The sequence below is a fragment of the Acinetobacter sp. YH12076 genome (assembly GCF_013419525.1).
GTDB lineage: Bacteria > Pseudomonadota > Gammaproteobacteria > Pseudomonadales > Moraxellaceae > Acinetobacter > Acinetobacter amyesii.
In genome coordinates this window covers 46,256-66,471 of sequence record NZ_VOZY01000003.1, presented here as the reverse complement: position 1 = coordinate 66,471, position 20,216 = coordinate 46,256, and the positions used below count along the sequence as shown (strand labels likewise).

General features: G+C 43.3%; 30 protein-coding genes and 1 pseudogene. 24 read left to right on the top strand and 7 right to left on the bottom strand.

Annotated features, from left to right (window positions below):
• Positions 1 to 118: 118 nt before the first annotated feature.
• The gene (locus FTU22_RS03375; protein WP_180092996.1) at positions 119 to 991 is read left to right on the top strand and encodes an acyl-CoA thioesterase II; all 873 of its coding nucleotides are present in this window, start codon (positions 119 to 121) and stop codon (positions 989 to 991) included.
• Positions 992 to 1,240: 249 nt separating this feature from the next.
• A complete protein-coding gene (locus tag FTU22_RS03370; RefSeq protein WP_171525930.1) occupies positions 1,241 to 2,500 on the top strand; it encodes a dicarboxylate/amino acid:cation symporter in 1,260 nt (419 codons plus the stop codon).
• Here FTU22_RS03370 and FTU22_RS03365 read toward each other — a convergent pair.
• From FTU22_RS03365 to FTU22_RS03335, 7 genes and pseudogenes are all read right to left on the bottom strand, one after another.
• Positions 2,497 to 2,922, bottom strand: a pseudogene (locus tag FTU22_RS03365) (VOC family protein). The gene FTU22_RS03370 and the pseudogene FTU22_RS03365 sit on opposite strands and share 4 nt — an antisense overlap.
• Positions 2,923 to 3,141: 219 nt before the next feature.
• Positions 3,142 to 4,086: a metal-dependent hydrolase gene (locus tag FTU22_RS03360; RefSeq protein ID WP_180092994.1), complete on the bottom strand. Its 945-nt coding sequence runs from the start codon at positions 4,084 to 4,086 to the stop codon at positions 3,142 to 3,144.
• Positions 4,087 to 4,243: 157 nt separating this feature from the next.
• Positions 4,244 to 5,104 (bottom strand): ribosome biogenesis GTP-binding protein YihA/YsxC, encoded by an 861-nt coding sequence (gene yihA / locus FTU22_RS03355; RefSeq protein WP_180092992.1) that lies wholly within the window; start codon positions 5,102 to 5,104, stop codon positions 4,244 to 4,246.
• Positions 5,105 to 5,189: 85 nt separating this feature from the next.
• The gene (locus FTU22_RS03350; protein WP_180092990.1) at positions 5,190 to 5,633 is read right to left on the bottom strand and encodes an Rrf2 family transcriptional regulator; all 444 of its coding nucleotides are present in this window, start codon (positions 5,631 to 5,633) and stop codon (positions 5,190 to 5,192) included.
• A gap of 86 nt (positions 5,634 to 5,719) precedes the next feature.
• Entirely contained in the window at positions 5,720 to 6,928 is a 1,209-nt protein-coding gene (gene hmpA, locus FTU22_RS03345) for an NO-inducible flavohemoprotein (protein WP_078192460.1), read from the bottom strand.
• 150 nt (positions 6,929 to 7,078) lie between these two features.
• Complete coding sequence (locus tag FTU22_RS03340; RefSeq protein ID WP_180092988.1) at positions 7,079 to 8,662, bottom strand: helicase HerA-like domain-containing protein; 1,584 nt, start codon at positions 8,660 to 8,662, stop codon at positions 7,079 to 7,081.
• A 14-nt stretch (positions 8,663 to 8,676) separates the two neighbouring features.
• Positions 8,677 to 9,879, bottom strand: coding sequence for a PLP-dependent transferase (locus tag FTU22_RS03335; protein WP_180092986.1), 1,203 nt, complete (start codon positions 9,877 to 9,879; stop codon positions 8,677 to 8,679).
• Between the two features lie 158 nt (positions 9,880 to 10,037).
• On the opposite strand from FTU22_RS03335, the gene FTU22_RS03330 reads away from it, so the two are divergent.
• The 22 genes from FTU22_RS03330 to rplO all read left to right on the top strand — a co-directional run bounded on the left by FTU22_RS03330 (position 10,038) and on the right by rplO (position 20,177).
• Positions 10,038 to 10,775 (top strand): type 1 glutamine amidotransferase, encoded by a 738-nt coding sequence (locus FTU22_RS03330; RefSeq protein WP_180092984.1) that lies wholly within the window; start codon positions 10,038 to 10,040, stop codon positions 10,773 to 10,775.
• Between the two features lie 268 nt (positions 10,776 to 11,043).
• Positions 11,044 to 11,355: a 30S ribosomal protein S10 gene (rpsJ, locus tag FTU22_RS03325; RefSeq protein ID WP_000070912.1), complete on the top strand. Its 312-nt coding sequence runs from the start codon at positions 11,044 to 11,046 to the stop codon at positions 11,353 to 11,355.
• A gap of 59 nt (positions 11,356 to 11,414) precedes the next feature.
• Entirely contained in the window at positions 11,415 to 12,053 is a 639-nt protein-coding gene (rplC, locus tag FTU22_RS03320) for a 50S ribosomal protein L3 (RefSeq protein ID WP_078189280.1), read from the top strand.
• Positions 12,054 to 12,064: 11 nt separating this feature from the next.
• Positions 12,065 to 12,667: a 50S ribosomal protein L4 gene (gene rplD / locus FTU22_RS03315; RefSeq protein ID WP_078189279.1), complete on the top strand. Its 603-nt coding sequence runs from the start codon at positions 12,065 to 12,067 to the stop codon at positions 12,665 to 12,667.
• Positions 12,664 to 12,984, top strand: a complete 321-nt coding sequence (gene rplW, locus FTU22_RS03310) for a 50S ribosomal protein L23 (RefSeq protein WP_005012992.1) — start codon at positions 12,664 to 12,666, stop codon at positions 12,982 to 12,984. The genes rplD and rplW overlap by 4 nt, the downstream gene beginning before the upstream one ends.
• 11 nt (positions 12,985 to 12,995) lie before the next feature.
• Entirely contained in the window at positions 12,996 to 13,820 is an 825-nt protein-coding gene (gene rplB, locus FTU22_RS03305; RefSeq protein WP_078189278.1) for a 50S ribosomal protein L2, read from the top strand.
• 19 nt (positions 13,821 to 13,839) lie between these two features.
• Positions 13,840 to 14,115, top strand: a complete 276-nt coding sequence (rpsS, locus tag FTU22_RS03300) for a 30S ribosomal protein S19 (protein WP_004281508.1) — start codon at positions 13,840 to 13,842, stop codon at positions 14,113 to 14,115.
• Positions 14,116 to 14,126: 11 nt separating this feature from the next.
• A complete protein-coding gene (rplV, locus tag FTU22_RS03295) occupies positions 14,127 to 14,456 on the top strand; it encodes a 50S ribosomal protein L22 (RefSeq protein ID WP_035265103.1) in 330 nt (109 codons plus the stop codon).
• A 1-nt stretch (position 14,457) separates the two neighbouring features.
• Positions 14,458 to 15,210 carry a 30S ribosomal protein S3 gene (gene rpsC / locus FTU22_RS03290; RefSeq protein ID WP_078189277.1) on the top strand — a complete coding sequence of 251 codons (753 nt, stop codon included), beginning with the start codon at positions 14,458 to 14,460 and terminating at the stop codon, positions 15,208 to 15,210.
• Between the two features lie 3 nt (positions 15,211 to 15,213).
• Positions 15,214 to 15,627 carry a 50S ribosomal protein L16 gene (gene rplP / locus FTU22_RS03285; RefSeq protein WP_068909575.1) on the top strand — a complete coding sequence of 138 codons (414 nt, stop codon included), beginning with the start codon at positions 15,214 to 15,216 and terminating at the stop codon, positions 15,625 to 15,627.
• Entirely contained in the window at positions 15,627 to 15,824 is a 198-nt protein-coding gene (gene rpmC, locus FTU22_RS03280) for a 50S ribosomal protein L29 (protein WP_005012982.1), read from the top strand. Before rplP ends, rpmC begins: the two co-directional genes overlap by 1 nt.
• Entirely contained in the window at positions 15,821 to 16,078 is a 258-nt protein-coding gene (gene rpsQ, locus FTU22_RS03275) for a 30S ribosomal protein S17 (RefSeq protein WP_078192456.1), read from the top strand. The genes rpmC and rpsQ overlap by 4 nt, the downstream gene beginning before the upstream one ends.
• Before the next feature lie 89 nt (positions 16,079 to 16,167).
• Entirely contained in the window at positions 16,168 to 16,536 is a 369-nt protein-coding gene (rplN, locus tag FTU22_RS03270) for a 50S ribosomal protein L14 (RefSeq protein WP_005012978.1), read from the top strand.
• A 9-nt stretch (positions 16,537 to 16,545) separates the two neighbouring features.
• Positions 16,546 to 16,863 carry a 50S ribosomal protein L24 gene (gene rplX / locus FTU22_RS03265; protein WP_078189274.1) on the top strand — a complete coding sequence of 106 codons (318 nt, stop codon included), beginning with the start codon at positions 16,546 to 16,548 and terminating at the stop codon, positions 16,861 to 16,863.
• A gap of 15 nt (positions 16,864 to 16,878) precedes the next feature.
• Positions 16,879 to 17,415: a 50S ribosomal protein L5 gene (gene rplE / locus FTU22_RS03260; protein WP_067762907.1), complete on the top strand. Its 537-nt coding sequence runs from the start codon at positions 16,879 to 16,881 to the stop codon at positions 17,413 to 17,415.
• Positions 17,416 to 17,424: 9 nt separating this feature from the next.
• Entirely contained in the window at positions 17,425 to 17,730 is a 306-nt protein-coding gene (rpsN, locus tag FTU22_RS03255) for a 30S ribosomal protein S14 (RefSeq protein WP_067762906.1), read from the top strand.
• Positions 17,731 to 17,742: 12 nt separating this feature from the next.
• The gene (gene rpsH / locus FTU22_RS03250) at positions 17,743 to 18,138 is read left to right on the top strand and encodes a 30S ribosomal protein S8 (protein WP_078189273.1); all 396 of its coding nucleotides are present in this window, start codon (positions 17,743 to 17,745) and stop codon (positions 18,136 to 18,138) included.
• Between the two features lie 13 nt (positions 18,139 to 18,151).
• Entirely contained in the window at positions 18,152 to 18,685 is a 534-nt protein-coding gene (rplF, locus tag FTU22_RS03245) for a 50S ribosomal protein L6 (protein WP_180092982.1), read from the top strand.
• 14 nt (positions 18,686 to 18,699) lie between these two features.
• Positions 18,700 to 19,050 carry a 50S ribosomal protein L18 gene (gene rplR / locus FTU22_RS03240; protein ID WP_067762903.1) on the top strand — a complete coding sequence of 117 codons (351 nt, stop codon included), beginning with the start codon at positions 18,700 to 18,702 and terminating at the stop codon, positions 19,048 to 19,050.
• Between the two features lie 2 nt (positions 19,051 to 19,052).
• A complete protein-coding gene (gene rpsE / locus FTU22_RS03235; RefSeq protein WP_067762902.1) occupies positions 19,053 to 19,550 on the top strand; it encodes a 30S ribosomal protein S5 in 498 nt (165 codons plus the stop codon).
• A gap of 6 nt (positions 19,551 to 19,556) precedes the next feature.
• On the top strand, positions 19,557 to 19,733 hold the full coding sequence (rpmD, locus tag FTU22_RS03230) for a 50S ribosomal protein L30 (RefSeq protein WP_005012961.1): 177 nt from the start codon (positions 19,557 to 19,559) through the stop codon (positions 19,731 to 19,733).
• A 3-nt stretch (positions 19,734 to 19,736) separates the two neighbouring features.
• The gene (rplO, locus tag FTU22_RS03225; protein ID WP_078189271.1) at positions 19,737 to 20,177 is read left to right on the top strand and encodes a 50S ribosomal protein L15; all 441 of its coding nucleotides are present in this window, start codon (positions 19,737 to 19,739) and stop codon (positions 20,175 to 20,177) included.
• The last annotated feature ends 39 nt before the right edge of the window (positions 20,178 to 20,216 follow it).

The window sequence follows — 20,216 nt, the reverse complement described above, 5'->3', positions numbered from 1 at the left end:
GATCAGTCAGCGAATCTTTAGGGTTTTAGTCTGGATTTATGGCAAAATGGAAAATATATTTAAACATCTGTTGATGTTGCCTGCGTTAGCTTAATCCCGAATGATAGATAGGTTTGTTATGAATGCCTTAACACAAGAGTTGGTTGATTTACTCAGCCTTGAAAAATTAGAAGAAAATATTTTTCGTGGGCAAAGCCGAAATTTGGTCGGGAAACGTGTCTTTGGTGGACAGGTTTTAGGTCAGGCGCTACGTGCGGCATCTTATACGACAGATCGACCTGCTCATTCTTTACATGCCTATTTCTTATTTGGCGGTGATATCAGTGCACCAATCATTTATGAAGTGGATCGTATTCGCGATGGACGCAGTTTTGTGAGTCGTCAGGTTCGTGCGATTCAACATGGTAAAACCATTTTTATGTGTATGGTGTCATTTGCAGAGCAAGAAGAAGGGTTGAACTACCAAGTTGCAGAGCCAGAATATCCAGCCGTCGAAGATTTAAAATCTGAAGCTGAGTTGAAACGAATGATGGTGGAGTTTGTCCCTGAAAACGTCCGTGCATCTTTTATGCGCGACCGCCATGTGGAAATTCGCCCGATTGATCCACAAAACCCGTACCAACCCCAGCCTGCTGCGCCATCGTATGCACACTATATTCGTACCCATGACACGATTGCTGCCGATGTTGATGACATCTCTTTACATCAGGCCATTGCCGCATTCTATTCAGACTTTACGCTGATGACGACTGCACTACGTCCACATGGTTTAAGTTATTTATCACCAAGTTTGCAGTGTGCGAGTATTGATCATGCCATGTATTTCCATAAGCCATTCCGTGTGGATGAATGGATGCTTTATGACATGGATGCCACCGTCAGTGCTAGTTCACGTGGTCTAAATTTCGGTCGCATGTGGCAAAACGGTGAGTTGGTCTGTAGTACGACACAAGAAGGCTTGATTCGTTTACGTGAAATTGAAACCCAATAAGCTTTGAACAAGATGTGTTAAGTCGTAAAAGCTGAATACTGGAAAAAACCGAATCTTCTGATTCGGTTTTTTTATGTCCGTCAATTTTTGATATGAAGCTACTCACGGAATCGAGTTATCTAATTAGGGTGCAGTATAAGTTGAATGGAGCTGAATTCGTGCTTTGCAGAATTGTAGCAGTGCATGTGACAAAAAATTCCTCGATTCCCAATGGGGCGCATGGCATAGTGCCTGAATAAAGGATGATAAATGCAAGGCACAATGAGCTTAAATACGCAGATTTTAATTGCCGCAATATTGGGTGTGGCATTTGGGTTTTTATTAATTCAGTTTCCAGAGACGCAGTTTTTATCCGCCAGCCTGTATGGCTTGGGGATTGCCAGTAGTATTTTTATTGGCTTGCTGAAAATGATCTTGGTTCCGTTGATCTTTAGTTCGATTGTGGTGGGGGTATCGAATTTACAAGCGGGTGGTCAGCTGAGTCGAACGTGGAAAATTACCTTAGCGTGCTGCGTCACCACCACGACTTTGGCACTGATCTTGGGTCTAGCATGCGCGCATATTTTTAAAGTCGGGCAGGGCGTGGACATCGTCATGTTCCAAGATGCAATGCAACAGCATCAGAGCCCTGACACCCTCACAGCAGGTTCATTCTTTACCAATTTTATTCAAAATACACTGATTAATCCGTTTAAAGCCTTTAGTGATGGCAACGTACTCGCAGTTGTGGTGTTTTCACTATTTCTAGGTGTGGCCTTGGTCAAAGGCGGTGAAAAATTTCGAAGTGTGAGAAAGCTCAGTCAGCAATTTTTTGACATCATGATGATGATCATCGGCTGGGTGATGAAGCTTGCACCGATTGGCATTTTTGCATTATTGGCTAAATTGATTGCTACAGAAGATATTTCGGTGTTGAGTCGCCTCGCGGAGTTTGCTGCCGTAGTCACAGGGACGACGATTTTCCATGGGGCAGTGGTGTTACCTCTGCTGCTATGGATTTTTGGGAAAATGAGCCCACTGACATTTTTTAGAGGAACACGAGCTGCCTTAATCACTGCTTTTGCAACCAGTTCAAGTTCAGCAACGATGCCACTCTCGATGAAATGTGCGCAGGAAAATTTAGGTGTCCGTCCTCAAACAGCAGGTTTTGTGATTCCATTGGGTACGCAATTGAATATGGATGGTACGGCGCTGTATGAAGCTGCTGCGGCATTATTTATTGCCAACTTGATGGGCTTAGATTTAACCTTGGGGCAGCAGTTAATTGTCTGTGCAACCGCCATGATTGCTTCACTCGGTGCGCCGGGTATTCCAAGTGCTGGAATGGTGACGATGATTATGGTTTTACAATCGGTCGGGCTCCCTGCGGAAGCCATTGCGATTTTACTGCCGATTGACCGCTTATTAGATACGGTACGGACTGTGGTGAATGTACAGGGTGATATGATGATTAGTGTGGTGGTGGATCGTCATACGCGAGATGTAGATGAACCAGCGTTGTCGAATTAAGCAGATAAAGAGCTAAAATGTGGGGTGTAGACGATCTCCCATAGATGCCCGTCTAAGTCTTGAAAATAGCCTGCATAACCACCGTAAAACGTGGGCTGTGCGGGGTTAATTGTTTTTGCACCTGCGCGTTGGGCTTGGTGCATGATTTGATTGACGGCTGCGGGACTTTTAACGTTATGTCCCAGAGACATTTAAGTTGGACAAAACGCTGATGCACTAATTCTGGTGTCATGACTAAGGCTATCTTGTGGCCAGAGTGCGAGCTTTAAACCGTGTTGTAAATCAAAAAATGCCACAGCGCCATGTTCAAATTCAGTCCCAATAATCCCCGCGCTATTTAGGCCTAAACCCTCCTGATAAAACGCAAATGCAGCATGTAAATCATTCACGGCCAGTGTAATGACGGAGATGTGAGCGTGCATGGAGATGCTCCTGAACGATGTATTTTTATTTTAGGATGAGGCTGAATATAAATGCATTTTAAAGAGAATAGGGAGTTCGGAAGAACTGCACCTTAAACCTCGAACTTATGACCTTTTCCATCTTGAGTGTGTTGATTGCGCAATATAAAAATGGAGCGTAATGGATGTGTACAAAAAAGCAGGGGCGAACCCTGCTTAATACAGATTTTAAAGTGGTGTTTAAGCGACTTTCAGTGCGGCACGTTTTGCAGCAGGAGAGTTGTCGAGGTATGCAATCGCATCTTCAGTTTTTGCTTCATGTACAGGATCGTACCAAGGCATTAAATACCCCAATTGCTGTGACACTAACCAAAGTGGATGTGGCAATAAGCGATTGTCTTTTTGCGCGATACGCGCCCATTCACGCCAAATCCACGGTTTATATACGGCAGGTTTAATCGATGCATAGCGCGAGTCTTGCTGCATGATATGTGCTGCACCATCGACCCATAGACCAAGTACGGCAGCAATCACAATCACACTTTGATAATAGCGAGAAATATAGCCCCCACCAAGATGACGATACAAATCAAAGGCCACGGTACGATGCTCTATTTCTTCTGCACCATGCCATTTTACTAGATCGAGCATATTCGGATCAGCACCGAGGCGTTCCCACTCTTTATTATATAAAGCATATTTGCCTAGTACACAGGTCATGTGCTCAACTGTTGCAATCACCCCTAAACGAAAGAGATCCCATTGATGATCCAAAGCTTTAGGTACGTTGAGCCCTAGAGGTTGGTCCGCAAGCAGTTTGCCAAAGAGAAAGTCCATGATCTCAAGGTTGCGTTGAATACTGATATTGCGCTGAGATAAGTATTCTTTATTAGCAGAGTTATGTGCCTGAGCATGCATGGCTTCTTGGCGGATAAATGCTTTAACGTCCTCTGCTAGTTTTTCATCTCTAATTTGTGGCAATACTTTGTTATACAGACGGCAAAACCAAAACTCACCAGCCGGTAAGATCATATTAATTTCATTAATAAAATAGCTGACAAAAGCTTGGTTAGGCACCCAGTCAACTTGAGTATCTTGCCACTCAAATTTCACTTTACGTGGCTTAATTTTATATTCGATTGATGATCCAAGTTTTGTGTTTTTCAAGCGGGAGAGTAATTTCATGACCTATCCTTGTTTTTATGTGATCGAGTGCACATCTGATGTATTCAGTATCCAAAAAAAATCCTGCATTGTGATTAGCAATACAGGACATTTCATTATCTTCAGAAGATACTTTTTGTCAGACAATCATTCTTGCGCTGACTTTAAAATTACTCGATTAGTGGTCTGAATTTTTACTTTCAGTTTGGGGTAAGTCTTCAGATGTAGTGTGGAAGTCATCGAATGCTTCCGCGTCTGCATCGATTTCAATATCATCTTCCGATGCTTCAGGTATGCTGTCGAGATCAAACTCTGTGGATTGCTCTAGAGTGAAGTTGAGACGACCCGCCATGACACTCGCTAACTCTTCTAAACCTTGTTTATTCAATGATGAGAACAGTTGAATAGAGAAGTTTAGCTTCATTTTTTTCAATGCTGCTTTCACTTCTTGTAGTGCTTTAGAGGCTGGGCCACGGTTTAATTTATCTGATTTGGTCAGGAGTACATGTACGAACAATTTACGTGAATGTGCCCATTCCAACATCATGACGTCAAAGTGTTGTAGTGGATGACGGATATCCATCAACAGCACAAGACCTTGTAAACTTTCACGGTGTATCAGATAGTTTTCTAACTCTTTTTGCCACACGATTTTCATCGCTTCAGGTACAGCGGCATAGCCATAACCAGGCAAGTCGACCAAACGCTGATCAGGATTTCCTAGACTGAAAAAGTTGATCATTTGGGTACGACCCGGTTTTTTCGACGCACGAGCCAATTGTTTTTGATTAGTGAGCGCATTAATGGCACTCGACTTACCTGCATTAGAACGACCTGCAAAGGCAATTTCATAGCCGGTATCTTCAACGCAGAGGTTCAGTTTAGGCGCACTCATTAAGAACTCAGCTTTGCGTAGCCAGTTGAGCGAGCGCACAGCATATTCAGTAATCGCAGAGTCTACTTTTTTCTCATAAGTAATCTTTTGCTTCGGCGCATTGGCCGCTTTACTGTTTCGTGATTTTCCTCTGTGCTGATGCATAACCCAACTTCAATAACTGATTTAACGACATGCATTATAAAGGAAGTCGGGCAGGCAAGCGAATTTTGTCGCAGGCAAAGTGAAATTAGAGATTGATCATTTGAATTGGAGATTGTGTTGTAAATTTAGATGCGCTGCTTGGTTGCAAGACGTCAGCAAGTTTGTACTGATCGAGACTTTGATAAAACTGTTCTAAAGCTTGGTCTAAGATGCTTTTTAGACCACACTGACTGCGTAGTACGCAGGGTGGGTCATTGCATTCTACTATCTGGTGATGGCCTTGCAGAATTCGTACGATTTGACCGAGCTGAGCGTCAAGTGCTTCAGGGTTTAAGCGAATGCCGCCACCTTTGCCGCGGCTGGTGATTAACCAGTTTTGTTTTGCCATAAAATGCACAATTTTCACCAAGTGATTACGCGAAACATGCAGGTCTTCTGCAATTTCAGCAATGTTATAAGGCACATCACGAGGGCGTGCGATATAGAGCAAAATGCGTAATGCATAATCGGTGAATTTATTGAGTTGCATGATAATACTGTGAGTCTGAGAGAAATAAATAAGGGCTAGTCTAGCATAACTAAACTAACCCTTTGTATTTCAGGTGAATAGCTTAGTTAGTGTTTTACACCACCAGTGCCGAAAGCTTCGCTGTGAATATTGCTAGCAGGAATACCACGAGCAATTAAAGCTTTCTGTTGTTCAGCCATAAATGGCATTGGACCGCAAAGGTAATAATCCGCATTGATCGGTAACAGTGCAGTATCCATGCTGCCTAAGTCTAGACGACCAGCAGCATCATAATCTTCACCTAATTTATCATTAGCATGAGGGAACTCATACGCTGTAAAAGTGCTAAGACGTGGGTATTTTGCTTCCAAATCCTGAATGTGTTTATGCATTGCATGCACTTGTTTGCTACGGCAGGCATGGATAAAGGTTACAGGTTGTGGCATGTCTAAAGTCACCAACTGATTCAGCATCGCAATCATTGGTGTTAGACCTACACCACCACTGATAAAGACATTGCGTTTTTGTGAATCAATCAGGAAGAAATTACCTGTTGGTGCAGACACTTCGATTTCTGAACCGATCTCCAAGCCATGCAGTGTATTTGATACCCAACCTGGAACCAAGTCACCTTTCTGATCTTCACGTTTTACAGAGATACGTAAGTAGTTGTCTTGTGGGCTGGTAGACAGTGTATATTGACGTGGTTGTTTTAGACCCAGCTCATCGACCAATACACGTACAGAGATGTACTGACCTGCTTCATATTTTGGTAAATCACCACCATCAGAAGGCTCAAGGTAGAATGAGGTGATTTCATCACTTTCAGCCACTTTTTTCGCGATTTTGAAATTACGCCAACCTAACCAACTGCCTTTAGTTTGCTGATGTTGCTCATAAATCGCTTTTTCAGTGCTGATAAACAAGTCTGCCAATTGTCCATATGCTGCTGCCCAAGCTGCAATCAGTGGATCTTCCATTGAAATGCTTAATACTTCACTGATCGAGTGCAGCAAATTTTCGCCGACAATATTATAGTCTGGAGCTTGAATGTTAAGACTCACATGTTTATGCGCAATTAATTCTACAACTGGTAAAAGTACAGATGGGTCCTCAATATTTTCAGCATAAGCCAATACAGCACCCGCCAAAGCTTGTGCCTGAGCACCGCTGCGCTGATGTCCCATGTTAAAGGTTTCTTTGAGGTCAGGGTTATTGCCCAACATACGATTATAGAAGTAACCAGTCAGCGCGACACCATTTTCACGTAGAACAGGAACAGTAGCTTTTACTAGGTCAATTTGCTGCGGAGTCATAGCTGATCTCTCATGGCTGTTATTTATAAGATGTATTTAAAATACATTTTTAAATACATCCGCGCAATACATGTTTTAGTAAAAACCATAAAAAAAATATGGGATATTAAAATATCCCATAAATTCAGCATAGATAATCGTAATGGCGAATTATTTTTTACCAAACAGTGAACCTAGCAAACCGCGTACGATTTTCTGACCTGTCGACCCACCCAAGCTGCGTGCAGCACTTTTTGCAAAAGTTCCTACCGTGTCTTGAATCAGTTTTTCACGTTGTTTGGCTGAACGCTCAGCTTCTTTTTGTTGTTCGCGTGCAAGTCGTTCTTGTTCACGCGCTTGCTGTTTGGCGAGTGCATCTGCTTCTTTGGCTTGTTGTTTGGCTAACGCTTCTTGTTCTTTGGCTTGTATTTTATCTTGTTCCGCTTGGACGGCTTGTTGTTGGCGCTCCGCCACTTTATTTTGTAAAAGTTCATAGGCACTTTCACGGTCTGCTTCGGTGTCATACACGCCTGCAACAACGCTATTTGTCATGAGTGCTTTGCGTTCTTCTACAGCAATTGGGCTAAATGATGAGTAGGGTGGCATCACCCAAGCACGTTCAACGATTTGTGGTGTGCCTTGTTCATCTAAACAGCTAATTAATGCTTCACCTACAGCCAGCTCCGTAATCACTTGATCGACTTTAAACGCAGGATTAGCTCGGAAAGTATCTGCTGCCGTCTTGACCGCTTTCTGATCTTTGGGGGTAAATGCACGTAGGGCATGTTGAACACGGTTACCCAGTTGTCCTAAAACACTCTCAGGTAGGTCAAGTGGATTTTGCGTTACAAAGTAAATCCCAACGCCTTTAGAGCGAATCAGACGAACCACTTGCTCAATCTTTTCTTGTAAAGCAGGGCTGGCATTATCAAACAATAAATGCGCTTCATCGAAGAAGAACACTAGTTTGGGTTTATCCATATCTCCAACTTCGGGCAATTGTTCAAACAGTTCTGACAGCATCCAAAGTAAGAAAGTCGCATAGAGCTTAGGGGTATTCATTAACTTGTCGGCGGCGAGCAGGTTGATGTTGCCATGACCTTGCGCATCCGTTTGAATGAAATCCATGATATTGAGCGCAGGCTCACCAAAGAACTTGTCACCGCCTTGATCGGCTAATGCGAGCAAATTACGTTGAATTGCACCTAAGCTTGCAGGTGATAAATTGCCATATTCATTTTTAAATTCGGATGCATGTTCACTGACGTAGCTGATCATGGCTTTTAAGTCTTTAAAATCGATGAGCAATAAGCCCTGATCATCGGCAATACGAAAGACCGCAGATAGCACACCTTCTTGCGTGTCGTTTAAATTCAGAATTCGGGCAAGGAGCAGTGGACCAATTTCAGAAATGGTGGTGCGAATGGGATGCCCTTGTTCACCAAACAAATCCCAAAACACCACAGGGGAGGCAGCAAAAGGAATGCTCTCGATATTTAAACTTTTAATTCGTTCGTCAAACTTAGGATTGCTTTCACCTGCTTTGGCAAGGCTAGAAACATCCCCTTTGGCATCAGCTAAAAATACAGGTACACCCAGCCGAGAAAAACTTTCTGCCAACACCTTCAACGTCACCGTCTTACCAGTACCTGTGGCCCCAGCAATCAAACCATGGCGGTTTGCAAATTGTGAATGAAGCACCACATCCTGTGTGGTGTCTTGTGTTTTTTTTCCAATAATTATTGGTGTACCCATAGATGTTCCTGTATTTATTCGAGTTGCTGTTTATTTAAATGTTGTAGTGCGTTTTCTATATCTTGTATTAAATCTGCAGGATGTTCTAGTCCTATACAAAAGCGAACCAGTAAGCCGGTTTGAATATGTGAATGTTCGAGTATACGCATATCTTTTAAGTTATATAGCATGACTAAACTGACTGGACCACCCCAGCTAAAACCGAGCTTAAAGAGTTTCAGCGCATCGCAAAAGCGGCGTACATCCTGCAAACTATATTTTTCATTAAATATCACGCTGACCAAGCCGGCACTGTGTTGTTCTGTACAAATTTCTTTCCAATACTGATGTCCTGCGGAAGTTTCATCAGCAGGATGTAAAACCTGTACAAAGGCTGGCTGCTGTTTTAGCCAATTTAATAAAGTTAAAGCACTTTGTGACTGGTGTTCATAGCGCAGGCGCATAGAAGCCAGACTGCGTTGTACTTGCGCGGCATCATCACCAGAGATGCTAATGCCTTGAATGGCGTGCGCACGAAACAGTTTGTGATGAAGCTTTTTATCTCGTGTAATTACCGAGCCCATTAAAATATCGCCACCTCCACTTGGGTATTTGGTCAAGGCATGCACACTGATATCGACACCCAGATGCTCAGCACTAAAATCAAAAGCATTAAAGGCAAGTCCTGCGCCCCACGTATTGTCCAGTGCAGTGAGAATGTTCTGCGCTTGAGCTTTTTTGACCAAGCCGACTAAATCTGGAAACTCTAAAGTGACAGAACCTGCTGCTTCTAACCAGATGAGCTTGGCTTGCGCTGAAGGTGTGAAGGAGTTCACATCAATCGGGTTATAAACCTTGACCACGATGCCATAGCGGGTTTCTAAATTGCGTAAATGTTCCATATTCGGGCCATAGATATTATCTGCGACCCAAACCTCATCCCCCTGACTTAAAAAACATGAATTGACCAAATTAATTGCAGACAAACCGCTTGGTGCGAGTAAGTGATACAAGCCACCTTCAATCTGAGAAATCTGATCGCCTAGGGTAAATGTAGTGGGTGTGCCATGTGTTCCATAGCTATAGTCATAATCATCAGTCCAATGGCGATTAAATAGCGCATCTGTATTTTCGAAAATTATAGTGGATGCACGAAACAGGGGAGGTTGAACACTATTGATGTATTGCGGTGCCTTTCTTGGTGCATGAATGAGTTCAGTTTGAGGATTCTTTTTCACGTGGCGCTCTGAAATGATCAAAATAATAATGAATGTTCAAAAGAATACGACTAAAACGCATGGATTTACGATGCTTTTGTATAGAAAATTAAGTGAAAAGCAAAGTTGGCTTCATTCTTGCAAAACCGATATCAGAGCAACAACAATAGGTTTAGCGCATGAAGTCGCATTTAAAAGTACATTATTTTCAGCATATTGCTGGCGAAGGGTTCGGCAGTTGTTATGAATTTTTAAAACAGCATCAGGCCAAAATTACGGCCACAGAATTCTTTGCATTACCTGTCGATCAAGCCTTAGATCTCGAGGCTTTGCCACATGTTGAAGATGTCGATTTACTTATCATTATGGGTGGAACCATGAGCGTAAATGATGAGGCAAATTTCCCATGGTTAAAAATAGAAAAGCGTTGGCTGCGACGCTATTTAGCCCTCGGTAAACCCGCAATCGGGCTTTGTTTAGGTGGGCAATTGATTGCTAATGCTTTGGGTGGTGCGGTGAGTCGAAATGCACAACAAGAATTGGGTTGGACGACCATCCGTAAGGTCGCTAACGTACCGCATGGCTGTTTTAAACTACCTGAAGAGTTTAAAGTCATGCAGTGGCACAGTGAAACATTTGAAATTCCTAAAGGAGCGGTATTACTGGCGGAAAATGATGCATGTCGTAATCAAATGTATCAAATTGGACAAAATGTTTTGGGCTTTCAATTTCATCCTGAAATTACCCCTGAAGTACTCGATTTATTTTTGGAAAATGATGAAGAAGTGGCATTTTTTTCAGGAACACATGTACAGCCAGTACATGATCTGCGGAAAAGCGCAAAAAACAAATTTATTGAGGGAAATCAAATACTAAACCAAGCAATAGAGTATGTATTAAGAAAAAATGCCTATTGATTAAAAGTTAAGCAATTGATCTTGCATAAAAAATGAAAAATATAAGAAAAACAGCAAAAGGGATTTGCTTATGCATTAAACAATAGCTATAATGGGCGACCCTTTGATGAAGGGGGTTAGCTACGAATAAAGTAGTTAACATCGTGACAGTCACGGCATCGATCGTGACCTTAGTGATATTTCACTGCTCTTGACACTTGCCTCTTTTAAAGTGGGGTGAGATGCGTCAAGGGTGATTCTTTATATATTTGGCTTGGAGTTAACTGGTATGTCTAACCAGAGAATTCGTATCCGTCTTAAGTCTTTTGATCACCGTCTAATTGATCAATCAGCTCAAGAAATCGTAGAAACAGCAAAACGTACTGGTGCACAAGTTTGTGGTCCAATCCCGATGCCTACACGTATCGAACGTTTTAACGTTTTAACATCACCACACGTTAACAAAGATGCGCGTGACCAATACGAGATCCGCACTTACAAACGTTTGATCGACATCGTTCAACCTACAGATAAAACTGTTGATGCATTGATGAAGTTAGATCTTGCAGCTGGTGTTGATGTTCAGATCGCTTTGGGTTAAGGCTTTCGGTTAATTAACGCTCTAAGTTAATTAGGCCGCTTTTTTAGAGGTTTATGCACATGGCTATTGGTTTAGTCGGTCGCAAGTGCGGTATGACACGTATCTTTACAGATGCTGGTGTTTCTGTACCTGTAACAGTGATTGAGGTTGATCCTAACCGCATCACACAAATCAAAACGCTTGAAACTGATGGTTATCAAGCGATTCAAATCACTACTGGTGAACGTCGCGAATCTCGCGTAACTAACGCTCAGAAAGGTCACTTTGCGAAAGCTGGTGTAGCTGCTGGTCGTCTAGTTCAAGAATTTCGCGCTACAGAAGCTGATCTTGAAGGTCGTGAAGTTGGCGGAACTATCGGTGTGGATGTGTTCACAGTGGGTCAAATTGTTGACGTTACTGGTACATCTAAAGGTAAAGGTTTCCAAGGTGGTGTTAAACGTTGGAACTTCCGTACTCAAGACGCTACACATGGTAACTCTGTATCTCACCGTGTTATCGGTTCTACAGGTCAAAACCAGACTCCTGGTCGCGTGTTCAAAGGCAAAAAAATGCCTGGTCACTTAGGTGCTGAACGTGTAACTACACAGGGTCTTGAAATCGTTGCTATCGACGCAGAACGTTCAGTTCTAGTTGTTAAAGGCGCGGTTCCTGGTGCTACTGGTGGCGACGTTACTGTTCGTCCTACTATCAAGGCCTGAGGGGAAATAACGTGAATTTAAATACTGTTTCCGGCTCTGCTGTTGAGTTATCTGAAGTTGCGTTTGGTCGTGATTTTAACGAAGCTCTTGTACACCAAGTTGTTACAGCTTACTTAGCTGGTGGTCGTCAAGGTTCTAAAGCGCAAAAATCACGTGCTGACGTTTCTGGCGGTGGTAAAAAACCTTTCCGTCAAAAAGGTACTGGCCGCGCTCGTGCTGGTTCTATTCGTAGCCCAATCTGGGTTGGCGGTGGTAAAACTTTTGCTGCTCGTCCACAAGACTGGTCTCAAAAAGTAAACCGTAAAATGTATCGCGGTGCTATGCAATGCATCCTGGCTGAGCTTGTTCGTCAAGATCGCCTTGTTTTAGTTGAAGAGATTGCTGTTGCAGCTCCAAAAACTAAAGAATTGCTTGCAAAACTTAACGACTTGAATGCACCTCGTGCATTAATCGTTACAGATGCTGTTGATGAGAACTTGTATCTTGCTGCTCGCAACATTCCACACGTTGATGTGGTTGATGCTGCTGCAATCGATCCTGTTAGCTTGATCGCGTTCGATAAAGTTGTTATGTCTGTTGCTGCTGCTAAGAAAATTGAGGTAGAACTCGGATGAACAACGAACGTATCTATCAAGTCCTACAAGGACCTGTATTCTCAGAAAAAGCACAAGTTTTAGGCGAAACTGCTGGTGTTCAAGTGTTCAAAGTTGCACTAGATGCAAACAAACTTGAAATCAAAAAAGCTGTTGAGCAACTATTTGGTGTTCAAGTTGTTAAAGTTAACACAACGATCACTAAAGGTAAGACTAAACGCTTTGGTAAAACATTAGGACGTCGTTCTGATGTTAAAAAAGCATACGTCACCCTGAAAGCTGGCCAAGATGTTGAAATGGCTGACTTGGGCGATACCGCTGAAAACGCAGCGGAATAAGGACGAAAATTATGCCGATTCAAAAATGTAAGCCAACGTCTCCAGGACGTCGCTTTGTAGAGAAAGTGGTTCATAACCACCTTCACAAAGGCGCGCCATATGCTCCGTTGGTTGAAGCTAAAAAACGTACTGGCGGTCGTAATAACAACGGTCACATTACAACTCGTCACGTTGGTGGTGGTCATAAACAGCACTACCGTATCGTAGACTTCAAACGTAACAAAGACAGCATCCCTGCTGTAGTTGAGCGTATTGAATACGATCCAAACCGTACAGCTCATATTGCTTTATTGAAATATGCTGACGGTGAACGTCGCTATATTATTGCACCTAAAGGCCTTCGCGCTGGTGATCAAGTTCAATCTGGTAACGATGCTCCAATCCGTCCAGGTAACTGCTTACCACTTCGCAACATGCCTATCGGTTCTACTCTTCACAACATCGAGCTTAAAATCGGTAAAGGCGCACAATTAGTACGTTCTGCTGGTACATCTGCTCAATTGTTGGGTCGTGACGGTTCTTACGCTATCATTCGTCTTCGTTCAGGCGAAATGCGTAAAGTACACGTTGAATGCCGTGCTGTGTTAGGTGAAGTTTCTAACTCAGAAAGCAACCTTCGTTCACTTGGTAAAGCAGGTGCATCACGCTGGCGTGGCGTTCGTCCTACCGTACGTGGTATGGCGATGAACCCAGTAGACCATCCACATGGTGGTGGTGAAGGACGTAACAAAGGTATTCAACCTGTAAGTCCATGGGGTCAAAAAGCTAAAGGGTACAAAACACGTACCAACAAGCGTACGACTAAGATGATCATTCGCGACCGTCGCGTTAAGTAACAAGTAAAGGAATCTGACAATGCCTCGTTCTCTGAAAAAAGGCCCATTCGTCGATGCGCACTTGTTCGCTAAGGTTGAAGCGGCTATCGCGGCTAATAACCGTAAGCCGATCAAAACTTGGTCGCGTCGTTCGATGATCTTACCGGATTTTGTTGGTCTAACAATTTCTGTACACAATGGCCGTAACCATGTTCCAGTGATTGTATCTGAGCATATGGTTGGTCATAAATTAGGTGAATTCGCGCCAACTCGTACCTATCGTGGTCACGGTGTTGACAAGAAGTCTAAACGTTAATAGGTGCTATGATGGAAGTAACTGCTAAATTACGCGGTGCCGCTATCTCGGCACAAAAAGCACGTTTGGTTGCAGACCTAATTCGCGGCAAATCTGTTGCGCATGCTTTAAATATCTTAAACTTCAGCAACAAAAAAGCTGCAGTTTTAGTTAAAAAAGCATTGGAATCTGCGATTGCAAACGCTGAACACAATAACAGTTTAGATGTAGACGACCTTAAAGTTTCTACGATCTACGTTGATGAAGGCATGAGCCTGAAACGTATTTTGCCACGTGCTAAAGGCCGTGCAGATCGTATTACTAAGCGTACTTGTCACATTACCGTTAAGGTAGGGGTTTGATATGGGTCAGAAGGTTCATCCAATCGGTATCCGCCTAGGTGTTGTGAAACGTCATAACGCTAACTGGTATGCGAATCCGAAACAATATGCTGAATATTTGCTAAAAGATCTTCAAGTTCGTGAGTTTTTAACTAAAAAACTTAAGAATGCGATGGTGAGCAATATTCTTATCGAACGCCCTACAGGCGCAGCTAAAGTAACTATTAGCACTGCACGTCCTGGTATCGTGATCGGTAAAAAAGGCGAAGACATTGAGAAATTACAACGCGAATTAACAGCCATTATGGGTGTTCCTGCGCAAGTAAGTATCAACGAAATCGATCGCCCAGATTTAGACGCTCGTTTAGTTGCTGAGGCAATCGCTTCTCAATTAGAAAAACGTGTAATGTTCCGTCGTGCTATGAAGCGTGCGGTTCAAAACTCTATGCGTGCTGGTGCTAAAGGTATCAAAGTTGAAGTTTCAGGCCGTCTAGGTGGTGCTGAGATTGCTCGTACTGAATGGTATCGTGAAGGTCGTGTACCTCTTCATACTCTTCGTGCTGACATCGACTATGCTACTATGCGTGCTGAGACTACTTACGGTACGATCGGCGTTAAAGTATGGATCTTCCGTGGTGAGATCTTGGGCGGCATGAAACAAGTCATGAACCCAGCTCCAGCTGAAGAACGTCCAGCTAAACGTGGCCGTGGTCGTGGTGAAGGTCAAGAGCGTCGTGGTCGTCGCAATGATCGTTCTGCTGAAAAAGGAGAATAATCCATGTTACAACCTAAACGTACTAAATTCCGTAAAGTGCAAAAAGGCCGTAACACTGGTCTAGCACATCGCGGTAGCTCAGTATCTTTTGGTACTATTGCGCTTAAATCAGTTGAACGTGGTCAAATGACAGCACGTCAAATTGAAGCAGCGCGTCGTACAATCAGCCGTCGTATTAAACGTGGTGGTAAGATCTTTATCCGTGTTTTCCCAGACAAACCAATTACTGAAAAACCATTAGAAGTTCGTATGGGTAAAGGTAAAGGTTCTGTGGAATACTGGGTTTGCCAAATCAAACCAGGTAAAGTCTTGTACGAAATTGATGGTGTTAACGAAGAACTTGCTCGCGAAGCGTTTACGCTTGCTGCTGCAAAACTTCCGTTTAAAACCACTATCGTGACTCGGACGGTAATGTAATGAAAACTAATGATCTACGTGAAAAGTCGGTAGAAGAGTTGACAGCTTTGCTTGATGAGCAACAGCTTAACCAATTCCGTCTTCGTATGGCGAAAGCAACTGGTCAATTGGGTAAATCGCACGAAGTTGCGCTTACTCGTAAGACAATTGCTCGTATTAAGACCCTCCTTACCGAAAAACAGGGGAACGGACAATGAGTGAACAAACAGTTCGCACGTTAACCGGTAAAGTAGTTAGCGACAAGATGGACAAGTCTATCGTTGTTCTTATCGAACGCCGCGTTCAACACCCGTTGTATGGCAAATTAATCCGCCGTTCAACTAAATTACACGCTCATGATGAAAACAATGTTGCTAAAGTTGGCGACGTAGTAAGCATCAAAGAAAGCCGCCCAATGTCTAAAACTAAGTCTTGGACTTTAGTTGAAGTTGTTGAAGCTGCTGCTGAGTAATTAAACGTTCTTGCATCATCGGTCAATTTCGAGTACTCTTTGAGCCTTTCGAAATTGCGACCGGTGATGCTCGGTTTTGGAGTAGGGCAATGATTCAAACCGAAAGTATGCTCGACGTAGCAGACAACAGTGGTGCTCGCCGCGTACAATGTATTAAAGTACTTGGTGGTTCACATCGTCGTTATGCTTCTGTTGGCGACATTATTAAAGTTACTGTAAAAGAAGCTATTCCACGCGCACGTGTTAAAAAAGGTGACGTGATGAATGCTGTAGTTGTTCGTACAAAATTCGGCATCCGTCGTGCAGATGGTTCAGTTATTCGTTTCGACGATAACGCAGCTGTTATTTTGAACAACAACAAAGCGCCGATTGCAACTCGTATTTTCGGACCAGTGACTCGTGAACTTCGTACTGAACAGTTCATGAAAATTATTTCATTGGCTCCTGAAGTTCTATAAGAGGCACTCATGGCTAAGATTAAAAAGGGCGATCAAGTAATTGTGATCGCAGGTAAAGAAAAAGGCAAACAAGGTACTGTTTTGTCTGTTTCAAATGACCGTGTTAAGGTTGAAGGCCTTAACTTGGTAACGAAGCATCAAAAGCCTAACCGAGCTACTGGCGCTGAAGGCGGCATCGTAACTCAAGAAGCTGAGCTTCATATCTCTAACGTGGCAATTTTTAATGCTACAACCCAAAAGGCTGACCGTGTTGGTTACCAAGTGATTGAAGGCGTGAAAACTCGCGTATTCAAATCTAATGGTGAATCAGTGGCGGTAGCGAAGTAATAGGTTGACTAGGCAATGGCCAGACTTAAAACGCGTTACAACGACGAACTTAAGGCTCAATTAAAAGAAACATTGGGCGTTAAGAATGTGATGGATATCCCTCGCATTACAAAAATTACCATCAACATGGGTGTTGGTGCTGCATCAGCTGACAAGAAATTGTTAGATGGCGCTCTTTCTGATATGCAAGCAATTGCTGGTCAAAAACCAGTACTTACTTTAGCTCGTAAATCTATCGCTGGTTTCAAAATCCGTGATGGTTGGCCGATCGGCTGTAAAGTTACTTTACGTGGCGAACGTATGTACGAATTCTTAGACCGTTTGATCTCTATCGCGATCCCTCGTATCCGTGACTTCCGTGGTTTCTCTGCGAAATCATTTGATGGTCGTGGTAACTACTCAATGGGTCTTAAGGAACAAATCATGTTCCCTGAAATCGATTTTGATAAGATTGATCGTATTCGTGGTATGGACATTACCATCACTACGACTGCTCGCACCGATGACGAAGGCCGTGCGCTTATGCGTGCATTCGGCTTCCCGTTCAAATAAGAGGTCGATATGGCTAAGAAAGGTATGATTAATCGCGAATTGAAACGCGAAGCTACTGTTGCTAAATACGCTGCGAAACGTGCTGAATTAAAAGCAATTATCGCAAACGTAAATGCATCAGACGAAGAACGTTTCGAAGCGATGATGAAATTTCAAGCATTACCACGTAATGCGTCTCCAGTACGTCTACGTAACCGTTGTGGTTTAACTGGTCGTCCTCATGGTTACTTCCGTAAGTTCGGTTTAAGCCGTAACAAATTACGTGAAACAGTAATGCAAGGTGATGTACCGGGCGTTGTTAAGGCAAGCTGGTAAGGAGCACTATAAATGAGTATGCAAGATACCGTTGCCGACATGCTAACACGTGTTCGTAACGCACAAATGGCAAAGAAACAAACTGTTTCTATGCCAAACTCAAAGTTGAAAGTTGCGATTGCTAACGTACTTCAACAAGAAGGTTATATCGCTGATGTAGCTGTTGCTGACAATGAAGGCAAAGCGACTTTAACGATTACTTTAAAATATTTCGAAGGCAAACCAGTTATCGATACTGTGAAACGCGTAAGCCGTCCTGGTCTACGTCAATATCGCGGTAAAGATGCACTTCCTAGCGTTAAGCAAGGTTTAGGTATTGCAATTGTTTCTACAAGCAAAGGCATCATGACTGATCGCGCTGCACGTGCTGCAGGTATCGGTGGTGAAGTTATTGCTTTTGTTTCTTAATAGGTGATTCCTCATGTCTCGTGTGGCTAAAGCCCCAGTAACTGTACCTAACGGTGTTGCAGTTACTCAGAACGGCCGGCAGGTCGAAGTGAAAGGCAGCAAAGGTACATTGTCTTTCAACCTGCATGCGCTGGTCGAGCTAAAACAGGAAGACGGTACTCTAGTTATTGCTCCTAAAGCTGAATCTAAAGATGCTTGGATGCAGGCTGGTACTGCTCGCGCTGTGCTTAACAACCTTGTAAAAGGTGTTAACGAAGGTTTCGAACGTAAGTTACAGCTTATCGGTGTTGGTTATAAAGCTGCGGTTAAAGGTAACATTGTTAACCTTAACCTTGGTTTCTCTCACCCGATCGACTACAACCTTCCTGAAGGTGTAACTGCAGAAACTCCTACTGCAACTGAAATTGTACTTAAATCAGCTGATAAAGCTAAATTAGGTCAAGTTGCTGCAGAAATCCGTGGTTACCGTCCGCCAGAGCCTTATAAAGGTAAAGGTGTTCGTTATTCTGACGAAGTTGTACTTCGTAAAGAAGCTAAGAAGAAATAAGGCGCGAGGTTCTTATGAACGAAAAGAAACAATCCCGTTTGCGTCGTGCGAAAAGCACACGCTTGCACATCCGTGCATTGGGTGCGACTCGTTTGTGTGTAAACCGCACTCCGCGTCACATCTATGCTCAAGTTATCTCTGCAGATGGTGGCAAAGTATTAGCGCAAGCTTCTACTTTAGACGCTACTCTACGTGCTGGTACTACTGGTAACGTTGAATCGGCTCAGAAAGTTGGTGCTTTAATTGCAGAACGTGCTAAAGCGGCTGGTGTAACTAAAGTTGCATTTGACCGTTCTGGTTTCAAATATCATGGTCGTATCAAAGCCTTGGCTGATGCTGCTCGTGAAAACGGCTTGGAGTTCTAATCATGGCTAAAGTTGAACAAAACGAAGGTCTTGTTGAAAAGCTGGTTGCCGTTGATCGTGTAGCCAAAGTTGTTAAGGGTGGTCGTATCTTCTCTTTCACAGCATTAACTGTTGTGGGTGATGGTAATGGTCGCGTAGGTTTTGGTCGTGGTAAAGCACGTGAAGTTCCAGCTGCTATTTCTAAAGCACTTGAAGCTGCTCGTCGCAACATGATTACTGTTGACCTTGTTGACGGTACTGTTCAGCACCCTATCAATGCTCGTCACGGTGCAAGCCGCGTTTACATGCAACCTGCTTCTGAAGGTACTGGTGTAATTGCTGGTGGCGCTATGCGTGCAGTTTTAGAAGCTGTAGGTGTACGTAACGTATTAACTAAGTGTTATGGTTCTACTAACGCTGCTAACGTAGTAAACGCAACTTTTAACGGTTTGCGTGATATGACTTCTCCTGAGAAAGTTGCTGCGAAACGTGGTTTATCAGTAGCACAAATTCAAGGGTAATCAATCATGAAAACGATTAAAGTTACCCAGACTAAATCTTCATCGCATCGCTTGAAAAATCACAAGCTTAGCCTTAAAGGTTTAGGTCTGCGTCGTATTGGTCATACAGTTGAAGTGCAAGATACGCCTTCTAACCGTGGTATGATCAACCAAGTTTACTATATGGTTAGTGTAGAGGAATAAGCCATGACTCTGCGTTTAAATACAATTGCACCTGCAGAAGGTGCTAAGCGTGACAACCTACGTTTAGGCCGTGGTATCGGTTCTGGCGTTGGTAAGACTGGTGGCCGTGGTGTCAAAGGTCAAAACTCACGTAAGAGCGGTGGTACACGTCCTGGTTTCGAAGGTGGTCAAACTGCGTTATATCGTCGTTTACCTAAATTCGGTTTCACTAGCCAAATGGCTTTGAAAACTGCTGAAGTACGTTTATCAGAACTCGCTAAAGTTGAAGGCGACATCGTGTCTCTTGAAACTTTAAAAGCTGCTAACGTTGTGCGTAAAGATATGTTACGTGCACGTATCGTACTTTCTGGTGAAATTACTCGTGCGTTCACTGTTCAAGGTGTTGCATTGACTAAAGGCGCTAAAGCTGCTGTTGAAGCTGCTGGCGGTAAAGTCGAGGAGTAATCCCCAGTGTCTATGACTCCTAGTTCGACAGGTCATGTT

Bases quoted from the DNA above. Each gene is read 5' to 3' on its own strand.
- rplO (WP_078189271.1), top strand. From the start codon at position 19,737: ATGACTCTGCGTTTAAATACAATTGCACCTGCAGAAGGTGCTAAGCGT.
- rpmC (WP_005012982.1), top strand. From the start codon at position 15,627: ATGAAAACTAATGATCTACGTGAAAAGTCGGTAGAAGAGTTGACAGCT.
- rpsC (WP_078189277.1), top strand. From the start codon at position 14,458: ATGGGTCAGAAGGTTCATCCAATCGGTATCCGCCTAGGTGTTGTGAAA.
- rplE (WP_067762907.1), top strand. From the start codon at position 16,879: ATGGCCAGACTTAAAACGCGTTACAACGACGAACTTAAGGCTCAATTA.
- FTU22_RS03370 (WP_171525930.1), top strand. From the start codon at position 1,241: ATGCAAGGCACAATGAGCTTAAATACGCAGATTTTAATTGCCGCAATA.
- FTU22_RS03375 (WP_180092996.1), top strand. From the start codon at position 119: ATGAATGCCTTAACACAAGAGTTGGTTGATTTACTCAGCCTTGAAAAA.
- rpsQ (WP_078192456.1), top strand. From the start codon at position 15,821: ATGAGTGAACAAACAGTTCGCACGTTAACCGGTAAAGTAGTTAGCGAC.
- FTU22_RS03330 (WP_180092984.1), top strand. From the start codon at position 10,038: ATGAAGTCGCATTTAAAAGTACATTATTTTCAGCATATTGCTGGCGAA.
- rpsJ (WP_000070912.1), top strand. From the start codon at position 11,044: ATGTCTAACCAGAGAATTCGTATCCGTCTTAAGTCTTTTGATCACCGT.
- rplP (WP_068909575.1), top strand. From the start codon at position 15,214: ATGTTACAACCTAAACGTACTAAATTCCGTAAAGTGCAAAAAGGCCGT.
- rplV (WP_035265103.1), top strand. From the start codon at position 14,127: ATGGAAGTAACTGCTAAATTACGCGGTGCCGCTATCTCGGCACAAAAA.
- hmpA (WP_078192460.1), bottom strand. From the start codon at position 6,928: ATGACTCCGCAGCAAATTGACCTAGTAAAAGCTACTGTTCCTGTTCTA.
- rpsH (WP_078189273.1), top strand. From the start codon at position 17,743: ATGAGTATGCAAGATACCGTTGCCGACATGCTAACACGTGTTCGTAAC.
- rplR (WP_067762903.1), top strand. From the start codon at position 18,700: ATGAACGAAAAGAAACAATCCCGTTTGCGTCGTGCGAAAAGCACACGC.
- FTU22_RS03360 (WP_180092994.1), bottom strand. From the start codon at position 4,086: ATGAAATTACTCTCCCGCTTGAAAAACACAAAACTTGGATCATCAATC.
- FTU22_RS03350 (WP_180092990.1), bottom strand. From the start codon at position 5,633: ATGCAACTCAATAAATTCACCGATTATGCATTACGCATTTTGCTCTAT.
- rplX (WP_078189274.1), top strand. From the start codon at position 16,546: ATGGCTAAGATTAAAAAGGGCGATCAAGTAATTGTGATCGCAGGTAAA.
- rpsN (WP_067762906.1), top strand. From the start codon at position 17,425: ATGGCTAAGAAAGGTATGATTAATCGCGAATTGAAACGCGAAGCTACT.
- rplC (WP_078189280.1), top strand. From the start codon at position 11,415: ATGGCTATTGGTTTAGTCGGTCGCAAGTGCGGTATGACACGTATCTTT.
- yihA (WP_180092992.1), bottom strand. From the start codon at position 5,104: ATGCATCAGCACAGAGGAAAATCACGAAACAGTAAAGCGGCCAATGCG.
- rplB (WP_078189278.1), top strand. From the start codon at position 12,996: ATGCCGATTCAAAAATGTAAGCCAACGTCTCCAGGACGTCGCTTTGTA.
- FTU22_RS03340 (WP_180092988.1), bottom strand. From the start codon at position 8,662: ATGGGTACACCAATAATTATTGGAAAAAAAACACAAGACACCACACAG.
- rpsE (WP_067762902.1), top strand. From the start codon at position 19,053: ATGGCTAAAGTTGAACAAAACGAAGGTCTTGTTGAAAAGCTGGTTGCC.
- rplN (WP_005012978.1), top strand. From the start codon at position 16,168: ATGATTCAAACCGAAAGTATGCTCGACGTAGCAGACAACAGTGGTGCT.
- rpmD (WP_005012961.1), top strand. From the start codon at position 19,557: ATGAAAACGATTAAAGTTACCCAGACTAAATCTTCATCGCATCGCTTG.
- rpsS (WP_004281508.1), top strand. From the start codon at position 13,840: ATGCCTCGTTCTCTGAAAAAAGGCCCATTCGTCGATGCGCACTTGTTC.
- rplW (WP_005012992.1), top strand. From the start codon at position 12,664: ATGAACAACGAACGTATCTATCAAGTCCTACAAGGACCTGTATTCTCA.
- rplF (WP_180092982.1), top strand. From the start codon at position 18,152: ATGTCTCGTGTGGCTAAAGCCCCAGTAACTGTACCTAACGGTGTTGCA.